Source organism: Endozoicomonas sp. 2B-B, from assembly GCF_053470045.1.
The window spans coordinates 5,718,812-5,735,094 of the sequence record NZ_JBLZMU010000001.1 but is presented as its reverse complement, the minus strand read 5'-3'; the positions used below and the strand labels follow the sequence as shown (position 1 = coordinate 5,735,094).

The following is a 16,283-nucleotide window of genomic DNA, read 5'->3' as shown; positions in this document are numbered from 1 at the left end:
CGTTATTTGGAGTCACTGGCTGGCGAAAAGTTCCATCAGGTTCTTATACCATTGGTGCTATCGGCCACCCCTGTTGGTTTGCTCTGGGCATCAGGCTTTGGCATCTTCTTTGGCACCAGCATTTCCCATTCTTCCGGGTTGCCCTCGTTGTTGAAGTAGGGACGCTTATAGCTGACCACGGTAATGCCCCGGTCTTCCAGCACTGACTGGGCTTTCCGCGAAAGCAGTGTTTCCCGCTTCATGGTGCCCGGATTCATCCGTATCCCTTCCCTCCTGAGCCGCTGCACCTCTTGTTCCAATGCTTGCTGAGTTGCCGGGCTCAGCAGCGACGGGTCATGTTCGTATTGCATCTTTTCCAGCAGCGTCATGCCGGCCGGGAGCTCTACCTGCCTCAGGTCATACCAGCTGTTATGGATACCATAAGTAATCCCTTTGTCCTGATCAGCCTTGCAGGCCCGGTGGTCAGCATCTGAACAGACAATGATTCCAGCCTCCTGAGCTATTTTGCGACGGACATTGTCGTCAATAAGCTGGTTCATTCTTTTGACTGGCTCTGTGGTCCATTCGAAGTTTTCAGAGATTTTTGAGCCATTGCCAATCAGACCGTAGACTTTGGTGTAATCTTTGTTGCGCTGATCGTGAAGTCGCCCGGTTATCCGCGCCAGATCAGCCGCACCATGCATGGCGGCTTCCAGATGACGTTGGAATTCACTCTTGTTGTCAGGCTCGGAGGTAAACTCTTCAGTCAGCTGCGTTGGTAGGTCAAGACGTCCAGCGTCAAAACCCCAGATTTGAGACGCCGTTAATTGGGGAAAATCAGCCTCAACCCCGCAACCACGGATAACGTCCATGCGATCCGCAAAGCGTAATATGCGCAGATACCAACGCACTGACACAGACAGGTTCTGCTCGTCTTGACCCTGAACATCGTTTTCCTTGCTGATCATTGCCTCGGCCATATCAGCCAGCAGCGCTTCAGGGTAGTATCTGGCCAGGTCCCGTTTGAAATATTCAGCTGAACGTGTTTCTTCAGCTGATTTGTTGACATCTTCGGCAGCTGCGTCATGGTAGATAATCGCCAGCGACAGGAGTTCTTTTTCTTGTTCTTTCAGGGAACACTGCTGAAATTTCTCCAGCAATTCCATATACCAGTGTCCATTATTTCTGGCCCGCAGGACATGACTGCAACTGTGCAGTGGTTTCCACACGGTTGGCATGGTTTGTTTATAAAGGCTCTGGATCACCCGTTCTGGTCCCGGACGGCGGTAGTAATGCTGCAATACCTTCAGGATGGTTTTTTCATTATCGCCAACAACATCAGGCAAGACTGGCGCTGTGCTGAACGCATCCTCGATAAACTTTAATTCCGATGGTGTTTCGATTGGCAATGAACTTGCCAATGGGCTGGATGGGCCAGAGTCGTTCAGGCTGAGAGATTGTTTCAGATCCCTGATCTCCTTCTCAGCCTGCTCCAGATGTTCTGGCCAATTCCGGAATAAAGGATAGCTGTTCCTTTCGTCCCAGAGTTTTTTAACCCACGGGATAAAATCAGCCACGGTAAAATTATCAGTAATCTCCATACTGCTATTGCAATATTTGTCCAGAAATACTTCAAGGGAATCCAGATTCACTTCGTCCAGGCAAGCACCGTAATGAAAGAGGGCCAGCAAGTGGGATTTGATCATGTCGAGGGGTGGAGGATCAAAACTAACATCCAATAACTTTATCATACGTTGCTGTATTTGCTCTTGACTGAGCCCCTGACAGATCCGGTTAAATTCAACGACGTTTCCCGGGCAACCGATTAAAGGTATTCTCTCGAGATGTTTCAGGGTCAGAAAATCAAATGGACCAAAGGCAGCCACGATATAGTTCATTGCGTACGCCGGGATTACCCCTGATGAGCAATCGTCCATGCTTTTAATGGAGGGAATGATGCTCCCCAGCCTTGCCCCGCTCTGCAGAAGTAGATGAAGTAAACGACGAGCTTCTTTTTCATGTTCCGGGGTTTGCTCATGCTCCGGCTCAAAGTTTCTGCTCAATTCCGAAAACAGCAACAGGTCAAGCAAAGATGTATACTCTCCTCCATAAATAAAACGCTTGTGAATAGATAAGCCACTTTGTTTTAGTTCCAGAAGCTTCTCATAACTGTATAAACAGGGATCATTCACCAATTCGATGGCCTGTTGCAATTTGTGCTTAAGATCAGTTGAGGAGATTGATTTCGAACTTAGTGTCTTTGCCCGCAAAGACATTGGCAGCAGATTCAACAGGGCTCTGAAAGTGTCCGGGTATAAGTTGTTTGAGAGCGCAAAATTATCCAGTGAGCGCTCATTCCGGGCCAGGTCCCAACTGTCCAGCTCATCTTCAAAATAGACCTGAACAGAACCAGTACGGTGGCAATAAACAAGCAGAGGCAAGGGGTCAAGCTTCAATAACTTTTCACACTGACGCTTGTCCCTGAGGATATCGGAAATATTTATCTGTGCATCGTTATAAACACAGAAACATTTGATGTCTTCTCTGTTGTAGTGGGTGAGCACCAGTTCCGGGAAATCATTTGAGCGGGTACATAGACCCGGTTTGAATTTTGGCAGACTGAACGTTCCATCTGCTTGCAGATGTCCCGAGGTGAAACGAGGATAAACTCTCCAGATGACCTGTTCGCCACGCTCAAGACGTCTATCGAGGGCAGATTGTAGATCAGGCAGTAGTTTTACGCGCAGATCTTCCGGAGTATAGCCAGGTTCCTGCAGCCTGCAGGTCGCTGCGTTACGTTTATAGACATACAGGCATTGTGGATTAACAATGCCTACCATCCATTCGCCACGATCTTCTGGCACGCGCTGGGTGGGCATCATTGCCCCCGGCAGGGCGAGGGTGCAGGGCCTTGGTGCTCCCTTGCCAGAAAGGTATTTTTCTTCTCTGGACGTAATTCGTCGAAGCGCCAGACGTCCGCTCTCAGCGGCCAGCAGTAGCTCTTGTCGCACAGACTCCCTGGAAGGAGGGGGCAGCAGCTTGCTGGTTGACTCGCAGACTTGCCATTGGCCAGAGGCCGTTACCGAACGGGTAACAAACTTTGGTTGAGGGGGAAGGCTCAGGCTTGCAGAGGTTCCCGTTCCTTGGGCAACATTCATAATAATACTCCTGTAAAAAAACTTATTACTTACCCACTTCTCTATGGGGGTCTATCTTTTTTCTTCCTTCATCTCCAGAGCCACTGGCCGGTGAAAAGTTCCATCAGGTTCTTATACCATTCGTGCTATCGGCCACCCACTGTTGGTTTGCTCTGGGCATCAGGCTTTGGCATCTTCTTTGGCACCAGCATTTCCCATTCTTCCGGGTTGCCCTCGTTGTTGAAGTAGGGACGCTTATAGCTGACCACGGTAATGCCCCGGTCTTCCAGCACTGACTGGGCTTTCCGCGAAAGCAGTGTTTCCCGCTTCATGGTGCCCGGATTCATCCGTATCCCTTCCCTCCTGAGCCGCTGCACCTCTTGTTCCAATGCTTGCTGAGTTGCCGGGCTCAGCAGCGACGGGTCATGTTCGTATTGCATTTTTTCCAGCAGCGTCATGCCGGCCGGAAGCTCTACCTGCCTCAGGTCATACCAGCTGTTATGAATACCGTAAGTAATCCCTTTGTCCTGATCAGTCTTGCAGGCCCGGGCCCGGTGGTCAGCATCTGAACAGACAATGATTCCGGCCTCCCGAGCTATTTTGCGGCGGACATTGTCGTCAATAAACTGGTTCATTCTCTTTACTGGCTCAGTGGTCCACTCGAAGTTCCCAGAGATTTTTGGGCCATTGCCAATCAGACCGTAGACTTTGGTGTAATCTTTGTTGCGCTTATCGTTAAGTCGCCCGGTTACCCGCGCCAGATCAGCCGCACCATGCATGGCGGCTTCCAGATGACGTTGGAATTCACTCTTGTTGTCAGGCTCGGAGGTAAACTCTTCAGTCAGCAGCGTTGGTAAGTCAAGAAGTCCAGCGTTAAAACCCCGGGTTGGAGTCACCGTTAATCCGGGAAAATCAGCCCCAACCCCGCAACCACGGATAACGTCCGTGCGATCCGCAAAGCGTAATATGCGCAGATACCAGCGCACTGACACAGACAGGTTCTGCTCGTCCTTACCCTGAACATCGTTTTCCTTGCTGATCATTGCCTCGGCCATATCAGCCAGCAGCGCTTCAGGGTAGTATCCGGTCAGGTCCCGTTTGAAATATTCAGCTGAACGTGTTTCTTCAGCTGATTTGTCGACATCTTCGGCAGCCGCATCATGGTAGATAATCGCCAGCGACAGGAGTTCTTTTTCTTGTTCTTTCAGGGAACACTGCTGAAATTTCTCCAGCAATTCCATATACCAGTGTCCATTATTTCTGGCCCGCAGGACATGACTGCAACTGTGCAGTGGTTTCCACAGGGTTGGCAAGGTTGGTTTGCGCAGGCTCTTGATCACCCGTTCTGGTCCCGGACGGCGGTAGTAATGCTGCAATACCTTCAGGATGGTTTTTTCATTATCGCCGACAAGATCTGGCAAGACCGGCGCTGTGCTGAACGCATCCTCGATAAACTTTAATGCCGATGGTGGTTCGTCTGCCAATGGCCCGGATGGGCCAGAGTCGTTCAGGTTGAGAGATTTTTTCAGATCCTTGATCTCCTTCTCAGCCTGCTCCAGATGTTCTGGCCAATTCCGGAATAAAGGATAGGTGTTCCTTTCGTCCCAGAGTTTTTTAACCCACGGGATAAAATCAGCCACAGTAAAATTATCAGCAATCTTCTTTTTGCGATGGCAATATTGGTCCAGAAATAGTTGATGGCAATCCAGAGTCATTTCGTCCAGCCAAGCACCGTAATGAAAGAGGGCCAGCAAGTGGGATTTGATTAAGTCAAGGGATGGAGGATCAAGACTCACATCCAATACCCTCATCATATGTTGCTGTATTTGTTCTTGACTGAGCCCCTGACAGATCCGGTTAAATTCAACGACGTTCCCTGGGCAACCGATTAAAGGTATTCTCTCGAGATGTTTCAGGGTCAGAAAAGCAAATGGATCAAAGGCAGCCACGATATAATTCATTGCACTCGCTGGTATTACCTGAGATGTGCAATCGTTCATGCTTTTAATGTAGGGGATGGCGCTCTCCAGCCTTGCTCCACTTTGCAGAAGCAGTTGCAGTAAGCGACAGGCTTCTTTTTCATGTTCCCGGGTTTGCTCATGCTCTGGCTCACCGTTTCTGCCCATTTCGGTAAGCAGCAACAGGTCAAGCAAAGATACATACTCGTCTCCATAAATAAAATGCTTGTGAATGGGTAAGCCACTTTGTTTTAGTTCCAGAAGCTTCTCATAACTGTATGAACAGGGATCAGTCAGTAATTCGATGGCCTGTTCCAATTTGTCCTTAAGACCAGGTGTAAAGGTTAATTTCGAACCCAATGTCTTTGCCCGCAAAGACATTGGCAGCAGATTCAACAGGGCTCTGAAAGTGTCTGGGAATAACTTGTGAAAGATCGCAAAATCTTTCAGTGAGCGCTCATTCCCGGCCAGGAGCATATTATCCAGCTCATCTTCAAAATAGACCTGAACAGAACCTGTGCGGTGGCAATAAACAACCAGAGGCAAGGGGTCAAGCTCCAATTCCTCTTCACACTCGCGCTTGTCCCGGAGGATATCGGAAATATTTTTCTGTGCATCGTTATAAACACAGAAGCATTTGATGTCTTCTCTTCTGTAGTGGGTGAGCACCAGTTCCGGGAAATCCTTTGAGCGGGTACATTGGCCCGGTTTGAATTTTGGCAAACTGAACGTTCCATCTGCTTGCAGATGTCCCGAGGTGAAACGGGGATAAACTCTCCAGATAACTTGTTCGCCACGCTCAAGACGTCTATCAAGGGCAGATTGTAGATCAGGCAGGAGTTTTACTTGCAGTCCTTCCGGAGTAAAGCCAGGCTCCAGCAGCCTGCTGGTCCATGCGTTACGTTTGTAGACATACAGGCATTGTGGATCAACAATGCCTACCATCCATTCGCCATGATTTTCTGACACGCGCTGGGTGGGCATCATTGCCCCCGGCAGGGCGAGGGTGCAGGGCCTTGGTGCTTTCTTACCAGAAAGGTATTTTTCTTCTTTAAATATATCAATTCGCCGAAGCCCCAGGCGTCCACTCTCAGCGGCCAGCAGTAGCTTTTGTCGCTCAGACTCCCTGGCAGGACCGGGCAGCAGCCTGCTGGTTGACTCGCAGACTTTCCACTGGCCAGAGGCTGTTGCTGACTGGGTGTCAAAATCTGATTCATCAAAATCTGATTCAAAATCTGATTCAAAATCTGATTCAAAATCTGATTCTGACTGGGTGTCAAAATCTGGTTGATGTTGATAGCTAAAGTGCGAACAGCTTCTCACTCCCTGAGTTACATTCATGGTTATAGCCCTTTAAAAGTTATTATTTGCCCACTTCCCTGTAGGTGAGTCCTGAGTCTTAGAGTCACTAACTGGTAATAAAGTTCCGTTCCCACTGTCTGAGGATGTCAACTATTTAATTTAAAGCCAGGCAGCGCCCCTGACACCGGATGAATCACCGTGCTTGGCGGGTGCGATCCGGCTATTCAGCTGATCGGAGAAAACATACTTTGCGACAGCTCCCGGAAGTTCGGTATACAGTGCCTTGATGTTCGACATACCTCCACCGAGGACAATGACCTCCGGATCAAAAATGTTGATGACACCGGCAAGCGCACGGGCCAATGCATCCACATAATGATTGAAATGCTCAATAGCCGGTTGATCAGCATTTTGAACTCTTGCCATCACTGATTTTGCATCAGGAATTTCACGGGCGCTGAAGCCATGAGCTTCACGGAAACGTTTGGCCATTCCTGTGCCGGATACAAAGGTTTCAATACAGTTCTTGCGGCCGCAGTAGCAGTTCTGATCCGGACCGTCGGTGTGGTTATGGTAATAGGGCAGAGGATTGTGTCCCCACTCTCCGGCAATGGCGTTGGGTCCCTGAACAAGCTGGCCGTTATACACCAGTCCGCCACCACAGCCTGTCCCGATAATGACGCCAAAACAGCTTCTGGCCCCCGCTGCCGCCCCATCGGTTGCTTCTGACAGGGCAAAGGAGTCGGCATCGTTGGCCAGCTTCACGGCTCTACCCAATCGCTGCTCAAGGTCTTCCGCAACAGTCTGATCGATCAGGTAGAGGGTGTTGGCATTTTTCATGCGACCTGTATCAGGACTGACAGCGCCCGGCAGGCAGAGACCGATATGGCTGGCAGGTCCATACTGTCTTTCAGTGACGCGGATTAATACCTGAATGCTATCGAGAAAGTCAGGGTAATTATTTGGGGTAGCTTGTCGCTCCCGATGAATCATTTCCCCGCTATCGGAAAGCACCACAATCTCTGTTTTGGTGCCACCCACATCAATGCCAAATCGCACAGAATCACCTCGTTTATGGATCGGTTGGCTTGGCATCTGAGTTTAAACGAATAAATGAAGGTATCATTATTAAACAATTTTTGTCGTATAAATGTTGAAATCGTACACAGGGCGTAATGTCTTTTCATCGTGCGACTGAGCAGGAATTAATGACAACTAAACCGAAATGACCTGAAATCAGAATTATAATTATCCACAGGTCATGCCATCACGTTTGGTTAAGTAAACAGCCCTGATTGTAGGCAACGATTGAATGCCTCTCATGGCCAAAAGTTTTTCATGGTTGATAGTGCAGGTGGAAAAACATGAGTGCAAACAAGGCTGGGCAAAATGATGCAATGCCCGTTTTGGGCAGTGAAGAGATTGCCCGGCGGGTGGTCGAACATCTTCAACAATCACTGGGTGTTGAGTCTGAAGAGTCCGGGCCCGCAGAGTATTGGGAAGCCCTGAGCCTGGTGGTTCGTGAGATGGGTCTGCAACGTATCCGCGCAACACGCAAGAGAGAGCGTGAAGGCAAAGCCCGGCGCATTTATTACCTGTCGCTGGAATTCCTGATTGGCCGCCTTTTGGGTAACAATCTTCACAATCTGGGAATCTTCAGGCAGACAGAACAAGCCATGGCCAGCCTGGGAATATCTCTGGTTGATATTCTTGAGTATGAGTCTGATCCGTCACTGGGCAATGGCGGTCTGGGAAGACTGGCTGCCTGCTTTCTGGATTCCATGACCACCCTTGATATGCCTGCCATGGGTTACGGCATTAACTATCGATTTGGTCTCTTTCGTCAGAGCTTTGCCGGAGGCAAACAGGTGGAAACGCCTGACGCCTGGCGTGAGGAGAGTTTCCCATGGGGTATTGAGAGAGCCAAGCGCAAGCAGCGCGTCAAACTCTATGGCACCGTGAGAGAACATGCTGGTAAAGCGATCTGGGAAGATACTCAGGAAATTTTAGGTATGCCCTGGGATGTGCCTGTCACCGGTTATGGCACAGAGACTGTTAACACTCTGCGTCTTTGGGAAAGTCGTGCCGCTCAGGGTTTTGATCTGAACAGCTTTGATGCTGGCCGCTATGAGGATTCCCGTTCACAGGAAATCAGCGCCGAAAACATCAGTCAGGTGCTCTATCCCAACGATAATCATCCTGCGGGAAAAGAGCTGCGCTTCATTCAGCAGTACTTCTTCGTCGCCTGTTCACTGGCTGATCTGATCCAACGTTACAAGCGTGAAAACAGTGAAAGCCTCGAACCTATTGCCGACAAGGTCGCCATTCAGCTGAACGATACCCATCCTGCCATCGCTGTGGCTGAATTCATGCGCTTCCTCATGGATGAGGAAGGTTTTGCATTCAACAGGGCGCTGGAAATCACTCGTGAGGTGTTTACCTACACCAACCACACTTTGTTGCCAGAAGCGCTGGAAAAGTGGCCTCAGAGTTTGATTATCAGAGTACTGCCCCGCCATATGCAGATCATTCATATGATTAACTACCACTTTCTGCATTCTGAAGTAGAGGCAGTCTGGCCGGGCGATGACGCTATGAAACGTCGCCTGTCCATTATCGAAGAGCCGGATCGTCCGGGGGATGATCAGATGGTTCGTATGGCATTCCTGTCGGTTGTTGGTAGCCACAAAGTCAACGGAGTGGCTGCCCTGCACTCAAGACTGGTTCAGGAAAAACTGTTCCCCGAATTTCATAAAATGTGGCCTGATAAAATTGTCAATGTGACCAATGGTGTTACTCCAAGGCGCTGGCTGGACTATTGCAATCCGGCATTGGCAGTCCTGATCGACGAGACTGTTGGAAGCGACTGGCGAAAAGACCTTTACAAACTTGATGCTTTGAAGGCTCATGCCGATGATCCGGCATTCCAGAAACGCTTTGCGGCTATCAAACATGACAATAAAAAGCATCTGGCAGCAGTTATCAGGGAACTCTGTGATGTTGATGTAAGCCCTGATGCCATTTTTGACGTCCAGATCAAACGTCTCCACGAATACAAGCGTCAGCAAATGAACCTGCTTCACATCATGGCGCTGTATCGCCGACTTCTGGATAACCCGGATCTGGATGTACCCCGGCGGGTCTTTATTTTTGGTGCCAAGGCAGCGCCTGGCTACAAAGTGGCCAAAACCATTGTTCATGCCATCAACCGGGTGGCTGAACGAGTGAATAATGATCGTCGTATCAAAGATAAGCTGAAGGTGGCTTTCCTGCCTAATTATCGAGTCAGTCTGGCGGAAAAAATTATCCCTGCTGCGGATGTTTCCGAGCAGATCTCTACGGCCGGATTTGAAGCGTCCGGTACGGGCAACATGAAGTTTGCTCTCAACGGTGCCTTGACTGTGGGTACTCTTGATGGCGCCAACGTCGAGATTGCCGAAGAGGTAGGCGACGATAATATCTTTATTTTTGGTCTGACGGTTGAACAGGTGTCAGAGCTTCGTCACCGTGGCTATAACCCCCGGGATGTCTACAACCGTTGTGAAGAGCTGCGCAGTGTCATTGACTGGCTGGATTCCGGAGATCTTTCTCCCGAAGAGCCGGATGCCTTCCGGCCTCTGGTTGAAGCCCTGCTGAACAAGGGAGACTACTTCCTGACACTGGCGGATTATCAGGCCTACAGTGATGCCCATGATCGCATTGTTGAAACCTGGAAAAAGCCGGAACTCTGGTGGCGAAAGGCCATCATCAACTCGGCCTCAATGGGCAAGTTTTCATCCGACCGGTCTATTCAGGATTACAGCAAGATCATCTGGAATATGGCCTGAGCTGAAAGCAGCGGGTCACTCCTGAATGAGCCACTTCTTATAGTGATTCGCTGCTTTAGAGCATTTTTTTCAGGAGCCTGTCGATTTTTGAGTGGGCTCCTATAATACCTCAGACTGAATAAACAGAAGCCGTTCCCTGTATGCCTGATTCTGTCGAAGCGCTGGTCGATCAACTGCTGAATTGTCACTGTGCCGAGCCGTTTAATATTCTGGGGTTTCATGAGCGTCCTGAAGGCGGCGGCCTGTTGCTTAGGGTCTGGAGGCCCGATGCCAGTGCTGTCAGTGTCATCGCCTTTACTTCCGGCGAAACCATAGGTGAAATGGTTCAGATTGCTCCGGGATTGTTCGAGCTGGTACCGCCAGAATACGGTTCGGTTTTTCTGTATCAACTGGTGATCACAAATAAAGATCATCAGTCGTATACATTAATGGACCCCTACCAGTTTCAGTCTTACACCCTGAGTCATGTTCACCGTGAGCCTTATCGAAACTATCGTTATATGGGCGCGCATCTGGTTTCGTTGCACCCTGAGGAGAAAGTTTCCATAGAAGGGGTGATCTTCAGGGTCTACGCACCTCATGCGAGAAGCGTCAGTCTGGTGGGCAGTTTTAATGGCTGGGACGGCAGAGTTCACCCCATGGCCAGCTCGGACGACGGGATCTGGTGTCTCTTTCTCCCGAATGTGAAGGCGGGTGATCTCTACAAATATGAAATTCGCAGCCAGCAAGGGGATCTACTGCCTCACAAGGCCGATCCTTATGGCTATTATGCCGAGCAACCACCCGGCAACGCTTCCATTGTTTACGATCACCTGAACTATGAGTGGGAAGACTGTCACTGGAAGCATCACTCCTGTCTGGACAGGCCGGTCAGTATTTATGAAGTACACCTGGGGTCCTGGCGCCAGGAACAGGGTAAAAGTCTCACTTACAAGGCGCTGGCAGAGCAGTTAATTCCCTACGTTGTCGAGATGGAGTTTACCCATATTGAACTGATGCCCCTTATGGAACACCCATTTACAGGCTCCTGGGGCTATCAACCCGTGGGACTGTTCGCCCCTACCAGCCGCTTTGGCAATCCGGATGATTTTAAAGCCTTTATTGATGCCTGCCATCAGTCTGGTATTGGTGTCATTCTGGACTGGGTACCTGCTCATTTTCCCTCTGACCCCCACGGTCTGGGTCATTTTGATGGAACAGCCCTGTATGAATATGCTGATCCCAAAAGAGGTTGGCATCCCGATTGGCAATCTCATATCTACGACTATGGAAAACCGGAGGTAAAGGATTTTTTGATCAGCAATGCCATGTACTGGCTGGATCGTTTTCATCTGGATGGTGTGCGGGTGGATGCGGTGGCTTCTATGCTCTACCTCGACTATTCCAGAAGCGAAGGGGAGTGGGAGCCTAATTGCATGGGTGGAAACGAGCATATTGAAGCGGTGCAGTTCCTGAAGGAATTGAACGAAACACTCTATCTGCACTACCCGGATCAGATATCGATTGCTGAAGAATCTACCAGTTGGCCCAAGGTTTCCATGCCTACCTACGACGGAGGGCTGGGCTTTGGCTACAAATGGAATATGGGGTGGATGCACGACACCCTCGGCTATATGGCCCGTGACCCCATTTATCGATACCATCATCATTGGGAAATGATGCAGAGCATGACCTACCACTACAGCGAACATTTTATTCTGGCGCTGTCTCATGATGAAGTGGTGCATGGTAAGGGCAGTCTGCTGGGAAAAATGCCGGGAGATGAGTGGCAAAAGTACGCTAACTTGCGTGCCTGTCTGGGCTTTATGTTCGGGCATCCCGGTAAGAAGTTGCTGTTTATGGGTTCTGAGATCGGCAGTACCCGGGAGTGGGATCATGATGGCCAGCTGGATTGGGCATTGCTCAATAAAAACCATTACAGTCAGGGGCTCAGTCTTCTGGTTAAAACATTAAATCACCTGTATAAGTCTTATCCTGTGCTGTATAAGTCCGATTATGACCAGAATGGTTTTGCCTGGGTGGTGGCTGACGATCAGCAGCAGAGTGTATTTGTATTTATTCGAAAAAGCTTTTCAGGTTCTCCGGTTATAGTCGTGGCCAATATGACACCGGAAGTAAGGAAAGATTACAGGATTGGAGTACCCATCGAGGGTGTCTGGAAAGAAATATTGAATTCCGATGCACAGAGCTTTGGTGGCAGTGGCGTTGCTAACAGCAAGGTACTTTATACCGAGCATTTTCACACCCACGGTTATGATCACTCTCTTTTGGTCACACTACCTCCTTTGTCGACCCTGTTTCTTGCTCCGGATTCTCGCGCTCTTCCCATTTCACAGGACCATAACTTTTAACGACAACAGCCGTGAGTGAAAAAAACGATTGTGATGACAGATATTTCTGTTTCTGCGGGGTGTCCCGAGCTGCAAGGGGCAACAAGGGTTAATGATGATTTCCTGCCAACAGCCGACCATGAAGCAACAGGTGTTAACTTTGCCGTTTATGCCCCTGATGCCAGTCAACTCTACCTTTGCCTGTTCAGCCAGAATGATGAGGAAGAAAGGCTGGCAATGATGCCTTCTGATCAGGGGGTGTGGCATCTTTTGGTAAAAGGTATTGAGGTCGGTCAGCGTTATGGCTTTCGTGCCGAAGGAGCCTGGTCGCCTTCTATTTCTCCCCGGTTTAACAGTCACAAACTATTGATGGACCCTTATAGCCGCGAAGTGCGGGGAAAGGTCCAGTGGTCAGAAGCGTTATTTGACTACCAGTGGCATGCTCCCTCTGAAGACAATACTTACAGGATAAAGCGTTTTTCATCGGCAAACAGTGCCGAACAGTGGCTCAAGAGTGAGCTGGACAGTGCCGCCTTGATGCCACGAAGTGTTGTGAGAGAACAGACTTTCGACTGGCAGTCTGTTAAGAAGCCCGCTATTTCCAGAGCCGACAGTATCGTTTATGAACTGCATGTAAAAGGGTTTACACAGCAGCATCCGGACGTACCGGAAGCATTGAGAGGCACTTACCTGGGGCTATGCCATCCCAGTGTGATTGACTACTTCAAAAGGCTGGGAATCACCGCCATTGAGTTGCTTCCGGTGACCTCTCTGGTTAGTGAAGAACGCCTTGAAAATATGGGGCTCAGGAATTACTGGGGATATAACCCTCTCTGTATGATGGCTCCGGAACCTTCGCTGGCGATCAGGGACCCGGTCACTGAAATGAAAACTATGATTCGTGAGCTGCACAGGGCGGGTATCGAGGTTATTATGGATGTGGTTTACAACCACACCTGTGAATCAGGCCATGGTGGTCCCAGCTTGAGTATGCGTGGCCTGGCGGAACGTGATTACTATCTGATGGACAATCATAATGGTCGTCTGTCTGCCGTCAACTACACGGGCTGTGGCAACACTTTGAATTTTGACAGTCCCCAGACCCTGAAGCTGACCATGGATGCGTTGCGTCTTTGGGCAGAAGAATATCAGGTTGATGGTTTCCGTTTTGACCTGGCTCCTGCACTTGCCAGACAGCATCGAGTGTTCCGCTATGACAGCGCCTTTTTCCGCGCTGTACATCAAGACCCGGTTATTTCCCGCACTAAATTAATTGCAGAACCCTGGGATATTGGCCCCGAAGGTTATCGACTGTCCGGATTTCCACAGGCCTGGCAGGAGTGGAGTGATCGTTTCAGGGACAGTGCACGAGCTTATTGGCGTGGCGATGGGGGAAGGCTGGCAGAGATGGGCTGGCGGATAACCGGTTCTGAAGATGTATTTGGTAAACGTCGTCCATTAGCCAGTATTAACTACATTTGCAGCCACGATGGCTTTACCCTCAACGACCTCTGCTCCTTCGAGGAGCGCCATAATGATGCCAATGGTGAGGAGAACAGGGATGGCGACCAGCACAACTTTTCGCGGAATTATGGCGTCGAGGGAGAAACGGAAGATCGTCATATCAAAGCGAAAAGGTTGAGAACTCGAAAAAACATGCTGGCAACACTCATGCTTTCCCGGGGAACGCCAATGCTGATGGCCGGAGATGAGTTCGGTAACAGCCAGCAGGGAAATAATAATGCCTACTGTCAGGACTCACCTTTATCCTGGCTGGACTGGAGCTGGAGGCAGGACAGTGAAGATGATGGTGCTGTTTTACAGTCATTTGTCCGGCAGCTGATATCCTTTCGTAAGACTCACTTCCTGCTGGGTGGTGCCGGTGGTCGTAAAGCTACGGCCTGGTATTCGCCGGATGGCAGTAAGCTGACGGAAGCACAACTGGGAGAACTGGGTGGGGGTTGTCTCTGTATCAAGCTGAGTTCAGTGATCAACTCTGAGGATGAAAAAAACCTCTACATTTTGATCAATAATGAAGCGCAGTCCAGAAAAGTGACTTTGCCTCAGGTCGAACCCCATAAGTACTGGACCCGCCTTTTGGATACTGGTTCGGAATCACCTTTTTCCAGGGAAGCCTTGCTTACCCGGGGCTGGGTTGAGATGGAAGCAAATTCACTGGTGGTTATTGAAGAGCGACGGTGATTTTTCTTTTGATAGAGGCAGGAATGGCCTCAATATTTTCGCTTTACTCAGGTGATTATGATCCTCTTTTTATTGATTTAATCTTCCTTGAATTTGAGACATTGATAAGAAAAACACTTCATATCTGCGGGCCACTCATGAGGTTGAAGTCCGGCTTTGTGTTTGAGGTGAAGGAGAAACTGATCAGGTTCGGTCAGTTGTTCCCATACCTGGGGAAGGAAAGTGGCCTTGTGATGATCCCCCTGGATCAACAGGCCATCAATTCCCGGGCGTAACTGCGCCAGTAGATCTTCTTCAGTCTCAATTTTCATAGCCGTCATGGGCGTCAGGATAGATATTTCAATACGCAGATCGGCCAGTTCATCTTCGGTTACAGGAAAGAAACGCTGATCCCTGAACGCACTGGCGAAAGCATTGTGTGCGATGTCTTCTATCAGGGGTTTTTGAGGAATCAGTGTGCCGATACAGCCTCTGAGTTCGCCAAACTTTTGAAGCGTCACAAATGAAGCAAGATGGGCCTGCAATGTTGTTGGAAACTCAGTTAAATCAAGTTTGGGGGGTTCACCGTCAACACAGATTTTAGCAATGGTGTGTCTGGCCAGACGTAACAGGTTTTTTTTATCCAGTTCTGTGAGATTCAGATCCATCCGGGTTGATCCTTTCATGCCATGGCCAGTCTTTTGAGCAGTAAACAGGTGTACAGCTGGTAATATCGACTCGAGTAATTTTTACTGGATAACATAGGCTCCATATCCGACGACCCGTTTTTTATCACCGGCCGTATCGCCGGAGTTGCGGACATCCAGAGTCACGACTTCCATGCCCCTGCGCTGGGCTATTTTCAGCATACCATTGAGAGGATAGCTGCCACAGGCCTGTCCTCCGGTCAGGCATCCGCTCATTTGTTCTATGGCTTTGGTCGTCAGACTGTCACGCTGGTTGGCTTCTTCGTAGCTGAGATAGTGACTGAGGTCTGAGCTGATGACAATCAGGGTTTCATCGCCGCCCCAGAGAAAGTCTATAACCTCGGCAACGGCGAAGGGTGAGGCATCACCCACAACCAGGGGAATAAGCTTGAAATTGTCCAGGGTGCTCTGCAGAAAGGGGCACTGGACTTCCAGACTGTGCTCATTGGCATGAGCTGCATCCAGAGTATGTACCTGATTGAACCGACTCAGACTTTTGATTGTATCGGTATCCAGCGGAATATCTCCCATGGGGGTTGAGTAGGCTTCACAGTCCGGAAGGGCTATCCCTTCAAACGCAACCTGATGAGAAGGACCCAGCAATACCACTCTTTTAATCTTGCTGCGGTAGGTCTTCAACTGTTTGTAGCCGGATGCGGCAACAGCTCCGGAGTAGACGTATCCGGCATGAGGTACGATCAGGACTTTAGGCGACAGTTCTCTCTCAGTGGCTTCGGACATCAGATTATTGACAACGGTTTTCAGCAGTTCTGGCTGGTCGGGATAGAAAACACCAGACACAGCGGGTTGTCGAATATTCATTGAGCTTACCCCCCGGATGAACGGCCCTATAATTATAGTC

General features: G+C 49.6%; 8 protein-coding genes. 3 read left to right on the top strand and 5 right to left on the bottom strand.

Features of this window, described 5'->3' with window-relative positions:
* Window positions 1–35: 35 nt before the first annotated feature.
* From ACOMHB_RS21235 to ACOMHB_RS21225, 3 genes are all read right to left on the bottom strand, one after another.
* Entirely contained in the window at window positions 36–3,137 is a 3,102-nt protein-coding gene (locus ACOMHB_RS21235) for a hypothetical protein (RefSeq protein WP_448218098.1), read from the bottom strand.
* Between the two features lie 125 nt (window positions 3,138–3,262).
* Window positions 3,263–6,415, bottom strand: coding sequence for a hypothetical protein (locus tag ACOMHB_RS21230; protein ID WP_448218097.1), 3,153 nt, complete (start codon window positions 6,413–6,415; stop codon window positions 3,263–3,265).
* A 120-nt stretch (window positions 6,416–6,535) separates the two neighbouring features.
* Window positions 6,536–7,435: an ROK family protein gene (locus tag ACOMHB_RS21225; RefSeq protein WP_448218096.1), complete on the bottom strand. Its 900-nt coding sequence runs from the start codon at window positions 7,433–7,435 to the stop codon at window positions 6,536–6,538.
* Between the two features lie 305 nt (window positions 7,436–7,740).
* Between ACOMHB_RS21225 and ACOMHB_RS21220 the strand changes: the two genes are divergently transcribed.
* The 3 genes from ACOMHB_RS21220 to glgX all read left to right on the top strand — a co-directional run bounded on the left by ACOMHB_RS21220 (window position 7,741) and on the right by glgX (window position 14,735).
* Window positions 7,741–10,203 carry a glycogen/starch/alpha-glucan phosphorylase gene (locus ACOMHB_RS21220; RefSeq protein WP_448218095.1) on the top strand — a complete coding sequence of 821 codons (2,463 nt, stop codon included), beginning with the start codon at window positions 7,741–7,743 and terminating at the stop codon, window positions 10,201–10,203.
* Between the two features lie 140 nt (window positions 10,204–10,343).
* On the top strand, window positions 10,344–12,554 hold the full coding sequence (glgB, locus tag ACOMHB_RS21215; RefSeq protein WP_448218094.1) for a 1,4-alpha-glucan branching protein GlgB: 2,211 nt from the start codon (window positions 10,344–10,346) through the stop codon (window positions 12,552–12,554).
* Between the two features lie 15 nt (window positions 12,555–12,569).
* Window positions 12,570–14,735: a glycogen debranching protein GlgX gene (gene glgX / locus ACOMHB_RS21210; RefSeq protein WP_448218093.1), complete on the top strand. Its 2,166-nt coding sequence runs from the start codon at window positions 12,570–12,572 to the stop codon at window positions 14,733–14,735.
* 77 nt (window positions 14,736–14,812) lie between these two features.
* Here glgX and amrA read toward each other — a convergent pair whose 3' ends face one another.
* Both amrA and amrB read right to left on the bottom strand, forming a co-directional pair.
* A complete protein-coding gene (gene amrA, locus ACOMHB_RS21205; RefSeq protein ID WP_448218092.1) occupies window positions 14,813–15,400 on the bottom strand; it encodes an AmmeMemoRadiSam system protein A in 588 nt (195 codons plus the stop codon).
* A 63-nt stretch (window positions 15,401–15,463) separates the two neighbouring features.
* The gene (gene amrB, locus ACOMHB_RS21200) at window positions 15,464–16,243 is read right to left on the bottom strand and encodes an AmmeMemoRadiSam system protein B (RefSeq protein ID WP_422138769.1); all 780 of its coding nucleotides are present in this window, start codon (window positions 16,241–16,243) and stop codon (window positions 15,464–15,466) included.
* Window positions 16,244–16,283: the final 40 nt, after the last annotated feature.

Excerpts from the sequence above, each read along its gene's own strand:
- ACOMHB_RS21235 (WP_448218098.1), bottom strand. The coding sequence starts at position 3,137 with ATGAATGTTGCCCAAGGAACGGGAACCTCTGCAAGCCTGAGCCTTCCC.
- ACOMHB_RS21230 (WP_448218097.1), bottom strand. The coding sequence starts at position 6,415 with ATGAATGTAACTCAGGGAGTGAGAAGCTGTTCGCACTTTAGCTATCAA.
- ACOMHB_RS21220 (WP_448218095.1), top strand. The coding sequence starts at position 7,741 with ATGAGTGCAAACAAGGCTGGGCAAAATGATGCAATGCCCGTTTTGGGC.
- glgB (WP_448218094.1), top strand. The coding sequence starts at position 10,344 with ATGCCTGATTCTGTCGAAGCGCTGGTCGATCAACTGCTGAATTGTCAC.
- amrA (WP_448218092.1), bottom strand. The coding sequence starts at position 15,400 with ATGAAAGGATCAACCCGGATGGATCTGAATCTCACAGAACTGGATAAA.
- amrB (WP_422138769.1), bottom strand. The coding sequence starts at position 16,243 with ATGAATATTCGACAACCCGCTGTGTCTGGTGTTTTCTATCCCGACCAG.